This window comes from Micromonospora foliorum, assembly GCF_022229015.1.
Taxonomy (GTDB): Bacteria; Actinomycetota; Actinomycetes; order Mycobacteriales; family Micromonosporaceae; genus Micromonospora; species Micromonospora foliorum.
Map to the genome: position 1 here is coordinate 1 of NZ_JAKKFF010000086.1, position 17,823 is coordinate 17,823.

Annotated in this window: 18 protein-coding genes and 1 pseudogene; 2 read left to right on the forward strand and 17 right to left on the reverse strand. The window is 70.4% G+C overall.

The window, feature by feature from the left end:
* The 15 genes and pseudogenes from nuoE to paaA all read right to left on the reverse strand — a co-directional run.
* Positions 1-717, reverse strand: a 717-nt coding sequence (gene nuoE, locus PSH25_RS08075) for an NADH-quinone oxidoreductase subunit NuoE (RefSeq protein WP_238658398.1), incomplete at its 3' end; no start/stop codon positions are given.
* Complete coding sequence (locus PSH25_RS08080) at positions 714-2,039, reverse strand: NADH-quinone oxidoreductase subunit D (protein WP_196920660.1); 1,326 nt, start codon at positions 2,037-2,039, stop codon at positions 714-716. The genes nuoE and PSH25_RS08080, both read right to left, overlap by 4 nt.
* A complete protein-coding gene (locus PSH25_RS08085) occupies positions 2,036-2,773 on the reverse strand; it encodes an NADH-quinone oxidoreductase subunit C (protein ID WP_238658399.1) in 738 nt (245 codons plus the stop codon). Before PSH25_RS08085 ends, PSH25_RS08080 begins: the two co-directional genes overlap by 4 nt.
* Complete coding sequence (locus PSH25_RS08090) at positions 2,770-3,447, reverse strand: NuoB/complex I 20 kDa subunit family protein (RefSeq protein WP_088986765.1); 678 nt, start codon at positions 3,445-3,447, stop codon at positions 2,770-2,772. Before PSH25_RS08090 ends, PSH25_RS08085 begins: the two co-directional genes overlap by 4 nt.
* 14 nt (positions 3,448-3,461) lie before the next feature.
* On the reverse strand, positions 3,462-3,827 hold the full coding sequence (locus tag PSH25_RS08095) for an NADH-quinone oxidoreductase subunit A (protein ID WP_007454588.1): 366 nt from the start codon (positions 3,825-3,827) through the stop codon (positions 3,462-3,464).
* Between the two features lie 135 nt (positions 3,828-3,962).
* On the reverse strand, positions 3,963-5,240 hold the full coding sequence (locus PSH25_RS08100) for a geranylgeranyl reductase family protein (RefSeq protein WP_238658400.1): 1,278 nt from the start codon (positions 5,238-5,240) through the stop codon (positions 3,963-3,965).
* A 139-nt stretch (positions 5,241-5,379) separates the two neighbouring features.
* Positions 5,380-5,604, reverse strand: coding sequence for a hypothetical protein (locus PSH25_RS08105; RefSeq protein WP_238658401.1), 225 nt, complete (start codon positions 5,602-5,604; stop codon positions 5,380-5,382).
* A gap of 87 nt (positions 5,605-5,691) precedes the next feature.
* A complete protein-coding gene (locus PSH25_RS08110) occupies positions 5,692-6,402 on the reverse strand; it encodes a demethylmenaquinone methyltransferase (RefSeq protein ID WP_308193638.1) in 711 nt (236 codons plus the stop codon).
* A gap of 750 nt (positions 6,403-7,152) precedes the next feature.
* Positions 7,153-8,208 (reverse strand): annotated as a pseudogene (locus tag PSH25_RS08115) (cell wall anchor protein); the annotation flags it as partial.
* Positions 8,209-8,580: 372 nt separating this feature from the next.
* Entirely contained in the window at positions 8,581-9,771 is a 1,191-nt protein-coding gene (gene mqnC, locus PSH25_RS08120; protein ID WP_238658403.1) for a cyclic dehypoxanthinyl futalosine synthase, read from the reverse strand.
* A 126-nt stretch (positions 9,772-9,897) separates the two neighbouring features.
* Complete coding sequence (paaE, locus tag PSH25_RS08125; protein WP_238658404.1) at positions 9,898-11,007, reverse strand: 1,2-phenylacetyl-CoA epoxidase subunit PaaE; 1,110 nt, start codon at positions 11,005-11,007, stop codon at positions 9,898-9,900.
* Positions 11,004-11,528: a 1,2-phenylacetyl-CoA epoxidase subunit PaaD gene (gene paaD / locus PSH25_RS08130; protein WP_238658405.1), complete on the reverse strand. Its 525-nt coding sequence runs from the start codon at positions 11,526-11,528 to the stop codon at positions 11,004-11,006. Before paaD ends, paaE begins: the two co-directional genes overlap by 4 nt.
* A 107-nt stretch (positions 11,529-11,635) precedes the next feature.
* Entirely contained in the window at positions 11,636-12,361 is a 726-nt protein-coding gene (gene paaC / locus PSH25_RS08135) for a 1,2-phenylacetyl-CoA epoxidase subunit PaaC (protein ID WP_238658406.1), read from the reverse strand.
* Between the two features lie 43 nt (positions 12,362-12,404).
* Positions 12,405-12,689, reverse strand: a complete 285-nt coding sequence (paaB, locus tag PSH25_RS08140) for a 1,2-phenylacetyl-CoA epoxidase subunit PaaB (RefSeq protein ID WP_091395615.1) — start codon at positions 12,687-12,689, stop codon at positions 12,405-12,407.
* Positions 12,686-13,762 carry a 1,2-phenylacetyl-CoA epoxidase subunit PaaA gene (gene paaA, locus PSH25_RS08145; protein ID WP_238658407.1) on the reverse strand — a complete coding sequence of 359 codons (1,077 nt, stop codon included), beginning with the start codon at positions 13,760-13,762 and terminating at the stop codon, positions 12,686-12,688. Before paaA ends, paaB begins: the two co-directional genes overlap by 4 nt.
* Positions 13,763-14,135: 373 nt before the next feature.
* Between paaA and PSH25_RS08150 the strand changes: the two genes are divergently transcribed.
* The gene (locus PSH25_RS08150; protein WP_238658408.1) at positions 14,136-15,122 is read left to right on the forward strand and encodes a hypothetical protein; all 987 of its coding nucleotides are present in this window, start codon (positions 14,136-14,138) and stop codon (positions 15,120-15,122) included.
* Positions 15,122-16,084: a serine hydrolase gene (locus PSH25_RS08155; RefSeq protein ID WP_238658409.1), complete on the forward strand. Its 963-nt coding sequence runs from the start codon at positions 15,122-15,124 to the stop codon at positions 16,082-16,084. The genes PSH25_RS08150 and PSH25_RS08155 overlap by 1 nt, the downstream gene beginning before the upstream one ends.
* Positions 16,085-16,197: 113 nt before the next feature.
* Here the strand turns inward: PSH25_RS08155 and PSH25_RS08160 are convergent, their stop codons facing one another.
* Both PSH25_RS08160 and PSH25_RS08165 read right to left on the reverse strand, forming a co-directional pair.
* A complete protein-coding gene (locus PSH25_RS08160) occupies positions 16,198-17,049 on the reverse strand; it encodes a menaquinone biosynthetic enzyme MqnA/MqnD family protein (RefSeq protein ID WP_238658410.1) in 852 nt (283 codons plus the stop codon).
* Positions 17,001-17,823 (reverse strand): MFS transporter (locus PSH25_RS08165; protein ID WP_238658411.1); only part of this gene is annotated, 823 nt, incomplete at its 5' end. The genes PSH25_RS08165 and PSH25_RS08160, both read right to left, overlap by 49 nt.

Sequence of the window (17,823 nt, forward strand, 5' to 3'; positions counted from 1 at the left end):
CGCCTCGGCGGCGGCCTTGTCGGCCTCGGCCTTGCTGCGGATCGGGGTGTTCGGGTCGAAGCCGGGCACCGAGACACCGTGCTGCTGGGCCAACCGCAACCCGCGCAGGGTGGGCTCGCCCGGCCCGCCGTCGGCGACCGCACCGTCGCGCTCGTCGGCGAAACCGGCGAGCTGCACCGCCATCTCCTTGAGGGTGCAGAGCCGGGCGCCCCGGGTCGGCATCGGCCGGCCGCCGGCGCGCAGCTCGTCGACCACACCGACCGCGGTGGAGGCGTCCACGCCGTCGAAGAAGTCGTAGTTGACAGTCATCACCGGGCCGTAGTCGCACGCCGCCAGGCACTCGGCGTGCTCCAGCGTGATCGTGCCGTCGGCGGTGGTCTCGTCGTGCCCGACGCCCAGGTGCTCGGCGAGGGTGTCGTAGACCTCCTGGCCACCGAGCACGTTGCACATCGTGTTGGTGCAGACGCTGACCAGGAAGTCACCGGTCGGCTTGCGCTTGTACATCGTGTAGAAGGTGGCCACGGCGCCGACCTGGGCCTTGTTCAGCCCCAGCACCTCGGCGCAGAACGCGACCCCGGCCGGGGAGACGTAGCCCTCCTCGGCCTGGACCAGGTGCAGCAGCGGCAGCAACGCCGAGCGGGACCGGTCCGCCGGGTAACGGGCGATGATCTCGCGCGCCCGCTCCCGGGTCTCGTCAGTGAACGTCGTCGTCGTCATCGGTCACAACCACCCATCACGGGGTCCAACGAGGCGCCGCCGGCGATCACGTCGGCGATCAGACCGCCCTCGGCCATCGCCGGGAGGGCCTGCAGGTTGACGAAGCTCGGCTCCCGGTAGTGCACCCGGTAGGGCCGGGTGCCACCGTCGGAGACCGCGTGGACGCCCAGCTCGCCGCGGGGCGCCTCGATGGCGACGTACACCTGGCCGGGCGGGACCCGGAAGCCCTCGGTCACCAGCTTGAAGTGGTGGATCAGCGACTCCATCGACTGACCCATGATCTTCGCGACGTGCTCCAGCGAGTTGCCCATGCCGTCCACGCCGATGGCGAGCTGCGCCGGCCAGGCGATCTTGCGGTCGGCGACCATCACCGGGCCCGGACGGAGCCGGTCCAGCGCCTGCTCGACCAGCTTCATCGACTCCCGGATCTCGGCGAGCCGAACCTGGTAGCGGCCCCACACGTCACCGTCGGGGTGGGTCGGCACGTCGAACTCGTACGTCTCGTAGCCGCAGTACGGCATGGTCTTGCGCAGATCCCAGGCGAGGCCGGCGGAGCGCAGCACCGGACCGGTGATGCCGAGGGCCACGCAGCCGGTGACGTCCAGCACCGCGACGTTCTTCGTCCGCTCGGTCCAGATCGGCTGGCCGGAGAGGAGGTCCTCGTACTCCTTGAGCTTCTTCGGCATCATCTTGAGGAACTCGCGGATCTTGACGATCGCGTCGTCCGGCACGTCCTGCGCCACACCGCCCGGCCGCACGTACGCGTGGTTCATCCGCAGGCCGGTGATGGTCTCGAAGATGTCGAGGATGTACTCCCGCTCGCGGAAGCCGTACAGCATGATCGAGATCGCGCCCAGCTCCATGCCGGTGGTGGCGAGCCAGACCAGGTGCGACGAGATCCGGTTGAGCTCCATCATCAACACGCGGATCGTGGTGGCCCGCTCGGTGATGTCGTCGGTGATGCCGAGGAGCTTCTCGACGGCGAGGGCGTACGCCGTCTCGTTGAAGATCGGGGCGAGGTAGTCCATCCGGGTCACGAACGTCGAACCCTGGACCCAGTTGCGGTATTCGAGGTTCTTCTCGATGCCGGTGTGCAGGTAGCCGACGACCGAGCGGGCCTCGCGGACCGTCTCGCCCTCGAGCTCCAGGATCAGCCGCAACACCCCGTGCGTGGACGGGTGCTGCGGACCCATGTTGACCACGATCCGCTCGTCGTTGATCGGGTCGGTGCCCGCGACGATCGTGTCCCAGTCCCCGCCGGTGACGGTGAAGACCCGACCCTCGTCGGTCTCGCGCTCGCTGGCGTAGTTCGACGTCGTCACTGGTACGACCTCCGCTCGTTCGGCGGCTGGATCTCCGCGCCCTTGTACTCGACGGGGACGCCGCCGAGCGGGTAGTCCTTGCGCTGCGGATGGCCCTCCCAGTCGTCCGGCATGAGGATCCGGGTCAGGTTGGGGTGGCCGTCGAAGACGATGCCGAACATGTCGTACGCCTCGCGCTCCTGCCAGTCCGCCGTCGGGTAGACGGCGGTCACGCTGGGCAGGTGCGGGGCCTCGACGGAGACCGCGGCCTCCAGCCGGACCCGCCGCCGGTACGTCATCGAGGTGAGCAGGTAGACCACGTGCAGCCGGCGCTCGTCGGCGCCCAGGTAGTCCGCACCGGACACCGAGGAGCACAGCTCGAACCGCAGCGCGAGGTCGTCCCGCATCACCTGGCAGACCTCGGCGATCCGCTCCGGGCGGACGTGCAGGGTCAGCTCACCCCGGTCGACCACGACCTTCTCGATCGCGTCGTTGAAGGCCGGGTACGCCTCCTCCAGCGCGTCGCGGACCTCGTCGAAGTAGCCCCCGTACGGCCGGGACGCCTCCTCGATGGGCTGGCGCTGGCGGACCAGGCCGCCGTAGCCGGACACGTCGCCGGTGCCCTGGTTGCCGAACATCCCGCGACCGGCCGGGCTGGCCGGCGGGTACTCGGCCGGGGCGGTGCTGCTGGCGCCGACCGGCGTGACCGGCACCGGCACCCCGCCGTCGTTTGGCTTGTCCGTGGGTGACGTCATTTCGGGCCTACCTGCGGGTGGAGGTGGTTCTGAGCGTTCATCCAGTTCTCGATGCGCAGTTGCTCCTCGCGGCCCTCGCGGACCGCCCGGGTCCACTCGGCGCGCCGGGCCTTGTCGCTGCGGTACGAGGAGGGCATCGAGCCGTAGGGCACGACCGGAACGTCGCCGCGCTCCTGGCGGGCCGCGAGCATCTTGCGACCGTTGGGGCCCAGCGGCTCGTACATGATCTTCTCGCGGAGCTTGAGGATCGCGTCGATGAGCATCTCCGGCCGGGGCGGGCAGCCGGGGAGGTACATGTCGACCGGCACCACGTGGTCGACGCCCTGCACGATCGCGTAGTTGTTGAACATGCCGCCGCTGCTGGCGCAGACGCCCATTGAGAGCACCCAGCGCGGCTCGGCCATCTGGTCGTAGATCTGGCGCAGCACCGGGGCCATCTTCTGACTCACCCGGCCGGCCACGATCATCAGGTCGGCCTGCCGGGGCGACGCCCGGAAGACCTCCATGCCCCAGCGGCCCATGTCGTAGTGCGGACCACCGGCGGCCATCATCTCGATGGCGCAGCAGGCCAGGCCGAAGGTGGCGCCCCACACGGACGACTTCCGAGACCAGTTGACCAGCTTCTCCACCGAGGTGAGCAGGACGCCGGCGGGAAGCTTCTCCTCGATGCCCATCTGACGTTCCTTCCTCAGTCCCAGTCCAGGCCGCCGCGCCGCCACACGTAGGCGTACGCAACGAAGACCGCGACGATGAACAGGACCATCTCCACGAAGCCGAAGATCGGCAGAGCGTCGAACGAGACCGCCCAGGGGTAGAGGAAGATGATCTCGATGTCGAAGACGATGAAGAGCATCGCCGTCAGGTAGAACTTGATCGGGAACCGCCCGCCGCCGACCGGCTGCGGGCTGGGCTCGATGCCGCACTCGTAAGCCTCGAGTTTGGCCTTGTTGTAGCGACGGGGACCGGCGAAGCGGGCGGCGCCAACGGAAAACAGCGAGAACGCCGCGGCGAGGGCGAACAGCCCGATGATCGGTGCGTAAGGCGAGAGCGACATCGTTTTCTCCTGCTCGTCCTTCCCTGCCCTCGGTGCTTGACGAAAATCACACTATTCACGTCCCTCGCAGTGGCAGTCGGCGGGGGTCGATCTTTGTCCGCATCGGGGCTGTGACCAGCGCCGATGCCGTCCTACTTATACGGCTGGGGCGGCCTTCGTCATCGCGTTGATGACCCGATCCATCGCGTCCCCGCCACGCGGGTCGGTCAGGTTGGCCAACAGCTTGAGCACGAAACGCATCAGCGTCGGGTGCGGCATGCCGTGTTTGGTGGCGATCCGCATGATCTCGGGGCGGCCGATCAGTTTCACGAAGATGCCGCCCAACCGGTAGTAGCCGCCGAGCCGGGCCTTCAGCTCGTTCGGGTACGCCATCAGCGCGCGCTCCCGTTCCGGCCCGGCCGGCCGGGCGAGGGCCTGGACCATGACCTCCGCGGCCAGTTCGCCGGACTCCATCGCGTACGCGATGCCCTCACCGTTGAACGGGTTGACCATGCCGCCCGAGTCACCGACCAGCAGCACGCCACGGGTGTAGTGGGGCACCCGGTTGAAGCCCATCGGCAGCGCGGCACCGAGGATCGGGCCGTCGGCGTTGGTCTCGTCGGTCATCCCCCAGTCTTCCGGGGTGTTCGCGAGCCAGTCGGTGAGCAGCCGGCGGTAGTTGGTCTTGCCGAACGCCGAGGACGAGTTGAGCACGCCGAGGCCGACGTTGACCCGCCCGTCACCGAGGCCGAAGATCCAGCCGTACCCGGGCAGCAGGTTGTCGCCGCTGTCCTTGCTGCGCAGCTCCAGCCAGGACTCCAGATAGTTGTCCTCGTGCTTGGCCGGCGAGCGGTAGTAGCGGCGGACGGCCACACCGATCGGCCGGTCCTCCCGCTTGGCCAGCCCGAGCGCGAGCGGGAACCGGCCGGAGACGCCGTCCGCCGCGACGACAAGCGGTGCGCGGAAGGTGGTGGGCTCCTTGCCCGGCCCGACCTCCGCCTCGACGCCGGTGACGCGGCCATCGCCGTCGAGCACCGGGCCCAGCACGTTGACGCTGGTCCGCAGCTTCGCGCCGGCGGCCACCGCCCGCTGGGCGAGCAGGTCGTCGAAGTCCAGACGCGTGCGCACCAGACCGTAGTTGGGGAAGCTGGCCAACTCCGGCCAGTCCAGTTCGAGGCGTACCCCGCCGCCGATGACCCGCAGGCCGCGGTTGTGCAGCCAGCCCGCCTCGGGCGAGGTGTCCACACCCATCCGGACGAGTTGGCGCACCGCGCGCGGGGTCAACCCGTCGCCGCAGACCTTCTCCCGGGGGAACTCGGTCTTCTCCAACAACAGCACCCGTACGCCGTGCCGGGCCAGGTGGTACGCAGTCGCTGATCCACCGGGACCGGCGCCCACGACAATGACGTCGGCGTCGTGTTCCACCGCGGTCATCCGCGCCTCCTCCCGCACGCTCGTGAAATGCTTCACAAGCCAGACGGGACGAGTGTATGACCGGCGTCATACCAGCACAGGATCAGGGGTACCTAACTCGCCGATGTGACAGCCGACCACCGTCCACAGCAGTCAGGTGTCAGGCCGGACGGGAGGCGTCCAGGCCCGCGTCGACACGGATCGTCTCCGGCAGATGCTCGCGGAGCGCCCCACCCGCCGCCCGGTCCAGTGCCGCCAACACCTCGGCGACCACCTGCCGGACCTCCACCGGGTCGGCCCCGGCCAACTCGCGCAACTGGGCGATGAGTTCGGCGGCGTCGTCGTCGGTGGCGGCCACCGGGTCCGCCGGCTCTGCTCCGGTCATGCGATCGAGCGTACGGGGCAAAGTGGACTAAAGGCCGATATTAACGAAACCTGAATAATGTCCGTGCCGGTTGGTGCGGTCCGTCCGCTACTTGCGGATCCCCCGGTGCAGGGCCACCACGCCACCGGTCAGGTTGCGCCACGCCACGCGCCCCCACCCGGCCGCGGCCACCCTGCCGGCCAACGCGGACTGCGCCGGCCAGGCCCGGACCGACTCGGCGAGATAGACGTACGCCTCGGGGTTGCTCGACACCGTGCGGGCCACCGCCGGCAACGACCGCATCAGGTACGACAGGTAGACCGTCCGGAAGACCGGGTTGACCGGGGTGCTGAACTCGCAGACCACCAGCCGGCCGCCCGGCCGGGTGACCCGGGCCAGCTCACGCAGCGCCGCGTCGGTGTCGTTGACGTTGCGCAGCGCGAAGGAGATGGTCACCGCGTCGAAGCTGGCGTCGGCGAACGGCAGCCGCAACGCGTCTCCCGCCAGCAACGGCACCTCGGGCCGCGCCCGCTTGCCGGTGTACAGCATGCCCAGCGACAGGTCGACCCCGACCGCGTACGCCCCGGACTGGGCCAGCTCACGCGTCGAGACGCCGGTGCCCGCGCCCACGTCCAGCACCCGCTCGCCCGGTCGCAGCCCGAGCGCCGCACGGGTGGCCCGGCGCCAGGAGCGGTCCTGGCCCAGCGAGATCACCGTGTTGGTCAGGTCGTAACGCTCTGCCACGCCGTCGAACATCGCGGCGACCTCGTGCGGCTGCTTGTCCAGACTGGCGCGCTGGCCCTGCGGGGTACGGCTCACCCCTCCACTCTGCCAGCCGCCCGCCAACCGACGCTCGCTGGGTGGCGCCGCACGCCTTCGTACGCGAAAGGGCGGGGTGGTCGCCCACCCCGCCCTTCACGTCGTGCCTACGTTCGTGACACCTCGGTCAGAACGCGGGTTGCCCTGCGGCCTCTCGCCCCGTTCGTCGGGGCATCGGTGTCAGTCGGTCGACTTCTCGTCGGCCGGCGAGACCAGGACCACCTTGCGGCGACGGGTGAGCACCAGCAGCGCTCCGCCCACGAGCAGGATGATCACGCCGATGCCGCCGATCAGGCCGACCTGCACACCGGTCACCGGCAGGCCACCGCCGCCCGAGCCGCCACCGCCGGAGCCGCCACCCGGCGAGACGGTCGTGCCCGGCGTCGTCGTACCGCTCGGGACCGGCGTCGGAGTGGCCGTCGCCGTCGGCGTCTCGGTGGGAGTGGCCGTCGCGGTTGGCGTCTCGGTGGGAGTAGCCGTCGCGGTCGGCCTCGGCGTGACCGTCGGAGTAGCCGTCGGCGTCGGCGTCCCGGTCGGGGTGACCGTCGGCGTCGGAGTCGGCGACTCGGTCGGGGTGACCGTCGGCGTCGGGGTTGGCGTCTCCGTCGGAGTCGGAGTTTCGGTCGGAGTGACCGTGGGCGTCGGGGTCGGCGACTCGGTCGGCGTGGCCGTCGGCGTCGGAGTAGGCGTCTCCGTCGGAGTCGGCGTCCCGGTCGGAGTGACCGTGGGCGTCGGAGTCGGCGACTCGGTCGGCGTGGCCGTCGGCGTCGGGGTCGGGGTCTCCGTCGGAGTAACCGTCGGCGTCGGCGTCGGCGTCGGGTCCACAGCCTGGTCGACGAAGACGTCGAAGATCGCCTGGTTGTCGCCCTCGTCGACCTCGGTGAAGGTCTTCCGCTGGGCGGTGCTGGCCCGCTGCGGCTGCTCCTCGGGCTTGCCGGCTGCCGCGTCCAGACCGTGCGCCACCAGCTCGCCGACCCGCAGCACCGGCTCGGTGACGTCCTTGCCGACGGTCACCTTGATGTCCGCCGTGTAGTAGTCACCGGGCCGGATCACCGCGCCGTCGTCCTGACAGAGCGCCTGGGCGACACCGAAGGTCTGCGTGGTGCAGGTGTCCGGCAGGGTGTCGAACGTGACGCCCGCCGGGAGGGTGAGCACGTAGGCGAGACCGGTGGCCCTGCGGCTGCCGTCGTTGTAGACCGCCCAGTCGACCGGCACCGTCTCGCCCGGCCGCACCGGACGGAGGTCGGGGTCGTCGCCGTTGACGCCGTTCACCACGACGTTCGCGTTGACGTCCTGCACCCAGCTGGTCAGGTCGTACCCGGGCTCGGTGACGGTGATGTCGTGCTCGACCTTGTTGTCTTCCTTGTTGGGGTCCTCGGTGGCCGAGCGGATGGTGACCACCAGCGTGCCGGCGGCGCCCTTACCACCGGTGGAGAAGATCGGGATGCCGAAGTCCTCGCTGGTGCCGGCGGCCAGGTCGCCGAGGGGACAGGTGAACTTCTTGCCGTTCACCCGGCAGCCGTCGGGCACCACGACCCGGACCTTGTTCGTCTTCAGCCTGCTGGTGTCCACGGTGTAGCTGACACCTTCGGCGTCTTCCTCGCTCCGGGTGTTGTCGACCGTGAACTTGAACGGCTTGCTCTTGGCCTCCGTGACACCCTTGGCCAGGTTGTAGCTGAGCGGCACCAGGGCCAGGTCGGCCTGCTCGGCCGCCAGCACTGGGGCGGCCACGGCGGCGATGCCGCCGGCCGCGAGCAGCGCCACGACACTGGCGCGCACCAGCGTCGAGCGGTGGAACGCTGTCATCAGTCCCCCGGGGGTAGGGAAGAAAGAATGGTTGCGGAACGAGCGGACGCTATCCGAGGCCGATCTTCCACGCCAGCAGGCGGAGCCGTTTTCAGCCGTCCGGTCCGAGCTGGGCAGACAGTACGGGCGGGATGGTCACCCATCCCGCCCGTACCGCCGTGCGTTATATGAACGACCCGCAGCGGGCCGATGGAGGACAGCCCCGTCTGTCGACGGGTGACGGATATGAGCCGGGACGCTAGCCGCCGACGATCATCTCCACCAGCCCCGCACCGGACAGCCTGGCGCTGCGGCGGCGGGGACCACCCGTACCGCCGGGGTGATCCGGCGGGAGCATGAGCGTCGATCAGCCGAACGGCCGGGTGTCGACCGTCAGCTGACGTCCACCAGCGGCAGGGACTTCCCCGCACCACCGCCGGGAAGCGCGATCGAGGAGAAGTGCGAGACCACCCGCTCGTCGGTCGGGTCGTCGGCCGGCGTGTGGTGCACGGCGAGCCGGTTGTAGAGGGTGTCGCGCTGCGCGGGAACCCGGTCCGCCGAGCGGATCATGCCGATCAGCTCGTGCAGGTTGGAGCGGTGCCGGGCACCGGCGGAGGAGATGACGTTCTCCTCCAGCATGATCGAGCCGAGGTCGTCCACGCCCATGTGCAGCGCGAGCTGCCCGACGTCCTTGCCGGTGGTCAGCCAGGACGCCTGCAGGTGCGGCACGGTCTCGAAGAAGAGCCGGGCCACCGCGACCAGCCGCAGGTACTCCAGCGTGGTCGCCTGGGTGCGGCCCTTCAGGTGGTTGTTCTCCGGCTGGTACGTCCACGGGATGAAGGACCGGAACCCACGGGTGCGGTCCTGCACGTCGCGGATCATGCGCAGGTGCTCGATCCGCTCGGCGTGCGTCTCGCCGGTGCCCATCATCATGGTGGCGGTCGACTCGATGCCCTGCCGGTGGGCCAGTTCCATGACCTCCAGCCAGCGCTCGCCCGACTCCTTGAGGGGCGCGATGGCCTTGCGGGGCCGCTCGGGCAGCATCTCCGCGCCGGCACCGGCGATCGAGTCCAGGCCGGCGGTCTTGATCCGGGCGATGGCCTCGTCCAGGCTCACCCCGGAGACCTTGGCCATGTGCAGGATCTCGCTGGGGCCGATCGAGTGGATGACCAGCTGCGGGTACGCCTGCTTGACCGAGGAGAACAGCTCCTCGTAGTACTCCACGCCGTAGTCCGGGTGGTGCCCGCCCTGGAGCATCACCTGGGTGGCGCCCAGCTCGACCGCCTCGCCGCACCGGCGCAGGATCTCCTCGGTCGGGTGGGTCCACCCTTCCTTGTGCTTGGGCGCGCGGTAGAACGCGCAGAACTTGCACGCCGTCACGCAGACGTTCGTGTAGTTGATGTTGCGGTCGATCAGGTACGTGACGACGTTGTCCGGGTAGCGTCGCCGACGCACCGCGTCCGCCGCCTCGCCCAACGCGTGGAAGGGCGCCTCGGTGTAGAGCAGCAACGCCTCCTCGGGCGTGATCCGCCCGCCGTCCGCGCCGCGCTGCAGGATGTCGTCGATCTCCCGGCTCACCGTCACACCCCGAGCCTACGTCGACCCACCCGACTCGACCGCCGGACCCCGGCGGGGTGCGGCCCGTCCCACAGCCGCGTCAGCTCTCGCGTACCCCGGTGACCTCGGCGAACTCCCGGTCGTTCGGCGCCCTCAGGCGTCGTAGTCGATGGTGAGCTTGTCGGTGGTCGGGCTGGACTGGCAGGTCAGCACGTAGCCGGCGGCCAGCTCGTCGGGCTCCAGCGCGTAGTTGCGGGCCATCGTGACGGCCCCGTCGACGACCTTCGCCTTGCAGGTCGAGCAGACGCCACCCTTGCAGGCGTACGGCAGCTCACCCCGCACCTTCAGCGCGGCGTCCAGCACCCGTTCCTCGCGGCCCATGGTGAAGCTCGACGACCGGCCGTCCAGCACGATGGTGACCTCGGCCCCGGCGCCCACCTGGTCGACGGGACGGCGGACCGGCTCCGGTGGCGTGTCGACGTGGAACAGCTCGGTGTGCACCGCCGACTCCGGCAGCCCCCGCGCGGTCAGCACGTCCCGGACGTCGACCACCATGCCGTACGGGCCGCAGAGGAACCACTCCTCGACCAGGTCGTCCGGCACGATGGTGCCCAGCAACCGGCCCAGCCGCTCGGCGTCGATCCGACCGGAGAGCAGCGGCGACTCGCCCTGTTCCCGGGAGAGGACGTGCACCAGGTGCAGCCGGGTGGGGTAACGGTCCTTCAGGTCGGCCAACTCCTCGGCGAACATCACCGTGTTCGCCGTGCGGTTGCCGTACACCAGTGTGAAGGTGCTGGCCGGCTCGACGGCCAGGGCGGTCGCGACCAGCCCGAGCACCGGGGTGATGCCGGAGCCGGCGACGACCGCGCCGTAGTGCCGCGCGCGGTCCGGCGCGAACGCCGTGGTGAAGGTGCCCAGCGGCGGCAGCACCTCGACGGTGTCGCCGCCGCGCAGCGCCCCGCAGGCGAACGCCGAGAAGGCGCCGCCGGGGATCTCCCGCACCCCGATCCGCAACCGGCCGTGCCGGGCCAGGTCGTCCGGGGTGGAGCAGATCGAGTACGACCGGCGCACGTCCGCGCCGTCCTCGGCAACTCGCCGAACCGTGAGGTGCTGACCGGCGCGGAACGCGAAGGTCTCCCGCAGTTCCTCGGGTACGGCGAAGGTCACCGCCACGGAGTCGTCGGTGAGCCGGTCGACGGCGGCGACGGACAACGGGTGGAAGACCGGCCGGCGGCGAACCGGGCGGGTGATGGTGACAGTCACAGCGCCTTCAGGTGGTCGAAGGGTTCGGAGCAGGAACGGCACCGCCACAGGGCCTTGCACGCGGTGGACCCGAACCGGCTGACCTGCTCGGTCTCCGGCGAGCCGCACTGTGGGCAGCGGACCGCGAGCGTCAGCGACACCACGCCGGCGGCGGGCACCGGGGCCGGCGGGGCGATCCCGGCGGCGGCGAGCTTGGCCCGCCCACCCTCGGAGATCCAGTCGGTGCTCCACGGTGGGCTGTAGACGGTCCGGACCTCGGCGTCCGGGTGGCCGGCGGCCGCGAGCGCGCGGCGGATGTCGGCCCGGATCACGTCCATCGCCGGGCAGCCGGTGTAGGTCGGGGTGATGGTGACGGTGACCCGGCCACTGGCCGGATCCTCCTCGACCGCGCGCAGGATGCCCAGCTCGTCGATGGTGATGACCCGGATCTCCGGGTCCACCACGCCGGCCACGGCCTCCCGTGCGCTCGCCCGGCCGATGCCGTTCGCGGTCGTGGGGCTCGCGCTCCTCGCGCTCACCATGCCGTCTTCGCTCGCGACTGCGGGGCTCCGCTGCGCTGCACTCCTCGCGCTCACCATGCCGTCTTCGCTCGCGACTGCGGGGCTCCGCTGCGCTGCGCTCCTCGCGCTCACCAGTTCGCTCCGGGATGGGCGCGGTGCAGCACCTGCATCTCGGCGAGCACGTAGGCCAGGTGCTCGGTGTGCACGCCGGCCCGCCCGCCGGCCGGGGCCCAGGCGCTGTCCGGCTGGGTGAGCGTCGCCTCGGCCAGCACCGGGCCGACGACCTCGACGAACGCCGGCCGCAGGGTGGCCGGGTCGACCGGCGCCGCCGGGTCCGCGGCGAACAGCTCATGGGTGTACGGCCACACGTGGTCGACGGCCGCCTGCATCCGACGGTGCGACTCCTCGGTGCCGTCACCGAGCCGCTTCACCCACAGCGCGCCGTGGTCCAGGTGGTACGCCGACTCCTTGCGCGCCTTCGCGCCGATCGCGGCCAACCGCTCGTCGGCACAGGCGGCAAGCGCCGTGTACAGCGGCAGTTGGTAGGCCGCCAGGAAGAACAGCTTCGCCATCGTCACCGCGAAGTCGCCGTTGGGCAGCTCGACCAGGAGCGCGTTGCGGAACTCGCGGTCGTCACGCAGGTACGCCAACGCGTCCTCGTCGCGCCCGGCGCCCTCCAGCTCGCCCGCGTACGACAGCAGCAGACGCGCCGCGCCGAGCTGGTCGAGGGCGATGTTGGCCAGCGCGATGTCCTCTTCCATCTCCGGCGCGCGGGTGGTCCACTCGGCCAGCCGCTGGGCCGCGACCAACGCGTCGTCAGCGAGAGCGAGGGTGAAGTCGAAGGGCCCGTTCACGCCGTCACCCCGCTGTGCTGGCTGGTTCGCTCGCTCCGCCCGCTCACAGGTGGGCCACCCCGTCCGGCACCTCGTAGAAGGTGGGATGGCGGTAGACCTTGTCGGCGGCCGGGTCGAAGAAGGCGTCCTTCTCGTCCGGGCTGGACGCGGTGATCGCGCCGGCCGGCACCACCCAGATCGACACGCCCTCCTGGCGGCGGGTGTAGAGGTCGCGGGCGTTGCGCAGGGCGAGCTCGGCGTCGGGCGCGTGCAGGCTGCCGACGTGCGTGTGCGACAGCCCGCGCCGGGCCCGCACGAAGACCTCCCAGAGCGGGGTGTGTTGCGTCATGCTGCGACCGTCTCCTTCTGTCCCGCCCGCTTCGCGGCGTACGCCGCGGCGGCCTCGCGTACCCAGCTGCCGTCGGCGTGCGCGGCCCGGCGGTGGGCCATCCGCTCCCGGTTGCAGGGCCCGTTGCCGGAGATCACCTGCATCAGCTCGTCGTAGTCCGGCTGGGTGTAGTCGTACGCCTGCCGCTCCTCGTTCCAGCGCAGGTCCGCGTCGGGGATGCGCAGCCCGAGGATCTCGGCCTGCTGGACGCACATGTCGACGAAGCGTTGCCGCAGATCGTCGTTCGAGAAGCGCTTGATCTTCCAGGCCATCGACTGGGCGGAGTGCGTGGAGTCGCCGTCCGGCGGGCCGAACATGGCCAGCGACGGGTACCACCAACGGTCCACCGCCTCCTGGGCCATCGCCTGCTGCTCGGGGGTGCCGTGCGCCAGGGTGTGCAGGATCTCGTAGCCCTGCCGCTGGTGGAACGACTCCTCCTTGCAGACCCGGATCATGGCGCGGGCGTACGGGCCGTAGGAGCAGCGGCAGAGCGGCACCTGGTTGACGATCGCCGCGCCGTCCACCAGCCATCCGATGGCGCCCACGTCGGCCCAGCTGAGGGTGGGGTAGTTGAAGATCGAGCTGTACTTCTGGCGGCCGTCGAGCAGCAGCTGGACCAGCTCGTCGCGGCTGATGCCGAGGGTCTCTGCGGCGGCGTAGAGGTAGAGGCCGTGACCCGCCTCGTCCTGCACCTTGGCCAGCAGGATCGCCTTGCGCTTGAGCGACGGCGCCCGACTGATCCAGTTGCCCTCCGGCTGCATGCCGATGATTTCGGAGTGGGCGTGTTGGGCGATCTGCCGGATCAGCGTCCGCCGGTAGGCGTCGGGCATCCAGTCGCGCGGTTCGATCTTCTGCTCGGCGTCGACCACCTCGGCGAAGTAGGCCGCCAGGTCCTCGTCCGGCGCCGGCCCGCCACGCCGCCCACGCGCCGCCGCTGCCCGCAGCTCGGCCTCGGCGGCCTCGACCTCGCCCAGCAGGCCGCCGGGCGCCTCGTCCGGGGCGCCGTCCGGGGCGGAGAAGTCGTTGCCATACATGACGCTAAGTGTTACAGCTTGCGCCGCGTTGCACCAGGGGGTGTAACAGGAATCCGAGCATCCCATCTGTAAGCAGATGACTGCTTTGAGCTACCTCGACGTCGCCCGCACCGCCGTGACGTAGGCCACGAAACGAAGGTGAAGCAATGCAAAAACCTCATACCGACCCCATATCCCGCCTTTATCCCAGGTTGCCTAGTGTCGAACCCTGGCGGCTGGCCGGTCCGGACGTAGACTTCTGCCGGACAACCGATCGGCTGCCGCGCATCGACATCTCCACAGAGGCCTCCTCCCCCGGCCTCGGCGGTCGCACCCGATTCGTCCCGACGACAAGCCGGTCCCCCCGGCCCTGACACCTGGAGTTCACCCACTCATGCGATCTCGCGTGACCCTGGTGCTCGCCATCACGGCAGTCGTGCTCGGCGGCGTCCTGCTGGTCCCCACCGCGTACGCCCGACTTGCCAGCGACGACAGCGGCGGTGGCGGCGGCGGTACGTCGAGCGTCGCCGCGCCCGCGCCCAGCCCACCGCCGCCGCCCACCCTGGCGGCCGGTCCGGTGTCGGTGAACTTCAAGGGTGAGTTCTTCTCGTGGGCTCTGCTGGACCGGAAGACGGGCAAGATCTCCGGTTCGCCGAACATGACCGCGACCAGCTCCACCGAATCGATGATCAAGGCGTGGATCGTCTCCGACTACCTGCGGCAGCTCGGCGACAAGGAGCCGTCCGCAGCGATGAAGGAGGCGGCTCGACTCGCCATCATCGACAGCAACGACGGGGCGGCCAACAAGGTCTACGCCGCCGCGGGTGGCTCCTACAAGGCCTCGTCCAGCAGCATCCCCGACCCGGTGATCCAGCGGGCGATCAAGATCTGCGGGCTGACCGACACCAAGCGCGGCAACGTCAAGCCGTACACCGGCTACTGGAGCTTCACCCGGATGTCTCCCCGCGACGCGGCCCGGGTCGGTGACTGCATCGCCGACGGTAAGGCCGCCGGTCAGAAGTGGACCAAGTGGGTGTTGGACCAGATGAGCAAGGTCAGGGGCACCACCGCGACCAAGGACCAGCGACCCACGTCCGGTGGTGGCCGCTGGGGGATCATCGACGGTCTACCCAAGTCGATCACCACTCAGGGCCCGGTCAGCATCAAGAACGGCTGGACCCCCATCTACGGCGACGGCGACTGGCACGTCAACTGCCTCGCCGTCACCAGCAAGTGGAGCCTCGCGGTGATGCTGCGCTACCCGATCAGGACCGGTCTGGACTACGGCGCGCAGGTCTGCGCCAGTGTGGCCACCCAACTGGTCACCCCGCAGCCGGGCGCCGCGCTCAAGGTGCCGCAGCAGCCGGTCGGGAAGCTTTGATGGCCGGCAACCGGCGGGTCGACCGGCGCAACGGCGGCGAGGCCTCCCCGATTCGGCTGATCGCCGTCGCGGTCATCCTCATCGGGTTGGTCCTGGTGTCACTGCGGCTGCTGCCCGGGTCGCCGTTCGAGTCGTCCGCCGCCGCCAAGTGGGGCGACGCCGGCTCCGGCACGAGCGACCGCCCCACCGGCGCCGGCACCGACCGCAGCGCCCGTCAGCCGTCCTCGCCGTCACCGAGCCCCAGCCCGTCGCTGGAGCCGCTGCCGTTCGTGGCGAAGGACCTCGATCTCGACATCGAGGGCTGGTACTCCTGGAGCGTTCTCGACCGCCGGACCGGAAAGATCATCGGTTCGAAGAACATGGGCGAGACCAGCACGACCGCCTCGATGATCAAGTCCTGGATCGTCGCCGACTACCTGCGCCGCGCGGCCGACGCCGGCCAGACCCCGAGCGACGCGAAGCTGGCCGACGCGACGCGGATCATCCGGGACAGCGACAACACCCGGGCCGAGCAGTTCTACAACCTGGTCGACCGGGACGCCTCGATCAAGCGGCTGATCTCCATGTGCAAGCTGACCGACAGCAGCGTTGCCCCCGACGGCGGCTGGAGCCGGACGGCGCTCTCCCCCCGGGACACCGCCCGGCTGGGCAACTGCATCGCCACCGGCACCGCCGCCGGGCCGAAGTGGACCAAGTGGCTGCTCAACGAGATGAAGCTGGTTCGCGGCGCCGGCGACTTCGGTATCCGCAAGGCTTTCCCGGCCGCCGAGCAGAAGACGATCGCCATCAAGAACGGGTGGATCGACCGGACCAGGGAGCAGGAGATGCACATCAACTGCCTCGCCATCGGTGACACCTGGACGATGGGCGTGATGGTCAAGTACCCGATCAACATGGGCTACGACTACGGCATGAAGAACTGCGAGAAGATCACCGAGGCGCTGCTCCGCCCCGGCACCTGAGCCACTCAGGCTTGCCCCGGGGCTCTCACCCGGCGGGTTTTGGCGGTTCGGCGTGCTGGCTCTGACCCGCGCACTGGCGGTCCGGCGCTCCGGGAGCCCGGCGGCAGCGGGGGTCAGCCGGCGAAGAACTCCGGGCCGCCGTCCGGCAGCGCCGGGGCCTCGCCGATGGCGGCGGCCCGCCGGGCCCACTCGCGCAGCCCGGCGACCTGCCGGTCGCCAAGGGAGAAGTCGAGGGTCCGGAAGTACGTGGCCAGCGTCTCCGCGTCGAACGTCTCCCAGCGGGCCGCCGCCTCGGCGACCTGGTCCAGCTCCGCCAGGCAGAGATCCCGCGAGCGCAGGAAAGCCTCGTGCACCTCCTTCACCAGGCCCGGGTGGGCGGCGGCGAAGTCGCGGCGTACCGCCCAGACGGCGAAGACCATCGGCAGGCCGGTCCAGTCCCGCCACGCCTGCCCGAGGTCGGTGACCGTGAGGCCCTTCCGCGGTGCCTCGTAGTACGCCCGCAGCGCCACGTCCCCGATCAGCACGGCGGCGTCAGCCTCCAGCAGCATCTGGGTCAGATCCGGCGGGCAGCGGAAGTATTCGGGCCGCACGTTGTACTGCTCGGCGAGCAGCAACTGAGCCAGCATGACCCCGGTCCGCGAGGTCGAGCCGAGCGCCACCCGGGCACCGTCCAGCTCGGTGAGAGGTCGGGTGGAGACCATGTTGACCGAGAGCACCGGGCCGTCGCTGCCCACCGCCAGGTCCGGTAGGAGCAGCAGCTCGTCGGCGTGCTTCAGGTACTCCAACAGCGTGATCGGGCCGATGTCGAGGTCGCCGGCGACCAGCGCCGCGCTCAACCGGTCCGGCGAGTCCTTGTGCAGGTCGACGTCGAGCAGGGCACCGGAGCGCATCAGACCCCAGTAGATCGGCAGGCAGTTCAGGAACTGGATGTGCCCGACCCGCGGGCGTGCGATGCGCTCAGCCATGGGCCGACCGTATCCCCGGCCGCTGGCTCCGGCTCGGCGGGCCGACCCGGAGTGGCCAAGCCCGCATTTGACGACGGTCGTAGCGCGCGGGTCACGACCGGCACGAAGGCCAGCACCACCAGCAACCCGACCACGCCGGCACCGGCGATCAGCGGCCGAGGCGGAACGGCCACGAGCAACGCCCCGCCGATCAGGAAGCCCGCCATCGAACCACCCTGCACCGCCGCGCCGTAGCTGGCGTACGCCCGCGCGCGCATCGCCTCCGGCACGCGCCGAGCGGTGAGCAGATTGGCGAAGACGTTCTCGCCACCGTTGGCCGCACCGCCCACCAACCAGAGCGGCACCAACACACCCGCCGTCGGCACCGTCGCCGCGAGCAACACCATCAGGCTGCACACGGCCAGCGTGACCAGCACCCCGCGTACCAACGCGCCGTCGTCGTCGAGCCGCCTGGCGAGTCGTACGGCAAGCCAGCCGCCCGGCAGCATGCCAGCCATCCATGCGGCACTGACCAGGCCGTACGTGGTCGGCGAGCCCCCCAACGTCTCCCGGATGAAGAAGACCTCGATCACGTTGATACCGCCGATCGCCGCGACCACCACGGCGGTGCTCACCACCATGACGAGCATCAGCGGATCACGGCGCAGCCGCCAGTCGCTCTCCGTACCCCCGGGGTTCGCCCCGCCGCCCGAGCCGGCCTCGCTGCCCGAGCCGGCCTCGCTGCTCGCGGCGGCCTCGCTGCTCGCGGCGGCTCTGCTGCTCACGCCGGCCGGG

Coding starts and splice junctions, on each gene's coding strand:
- PSH25_RS08085 (WP_238658399.1), bottom strand. CDS start 2,773: ATGACGTCACCCACGGACAAGCCAAACGACGGCGGGGTGCCGGTGCCG.
- PSH25_RS08090 (WP_088986765.1), bottom strand. CDS start 3,447: ATGGGCATCGAGGAGAAGCTTCCCGCCGGCGTCCTGCTCACCTCGGTG.
- PSH25_RS08095 (WP_007454588.1), bottom strand. CDS start 3,827: ATGTCGCTCTCGCCTTACGCACCGATCATCGGGCTGTTCGCCCTCGCC.
- PSH25_RS08100 (WP_238658400.1), bottom strand. CDS start 5,240: ATGACCGCGGTGGAACACGACGCCGACGTCATTGTCGTGGGCGCCGGT.
- PSH25_RS08105 (WP_238658401.1), bottom strand. CDS start 5,604: ATGACCGGAGCAGAGCCGGCGGACCCGGTGGCCGCCACCGACGACGAC.
- paaD (WP_238658405.1), bottom strand. CDS start 11,528: ATGGTGAGCGCGAGGAGCGCGAGCCCCACGACCGCGAACGGCATCGGC.
- paaB (WP_091395615.1), bottom strand. CDS start 12,689: ATGACGCAACACACCCCGCTCTGGGAGGTCTTCGTGCGGGCCCGGCGC.
- paaA (WP_238658407.1), bottom strand. CDS start 13,762: ATGTATGGCAACGACTTCTCCGCCCCGGACGGCGCCCCGGACGAGGCG.
- PSH25_RS08150 (WP_238658408.1), top strand. CDS start 14,136: ATGCGATCTCGCGTGACCCTGGTGCTCGCCATCACGGCAGTCGTGCTC.
- PSH25_RS08155 (WP_238658409.1), top strand. CDS start 15,122: ATGGCCGGCAACCGGCGGGTCGACCGGCGCAACGGCGGCGAGGCCTCC.
- PSH25_RS08160 (WP_238658410.1), bottom strand. CDS start 17,049: ATGGCTGAGCGCATCGCACGCCCGCGGGTCGGGCACATCCAGTTCCTG.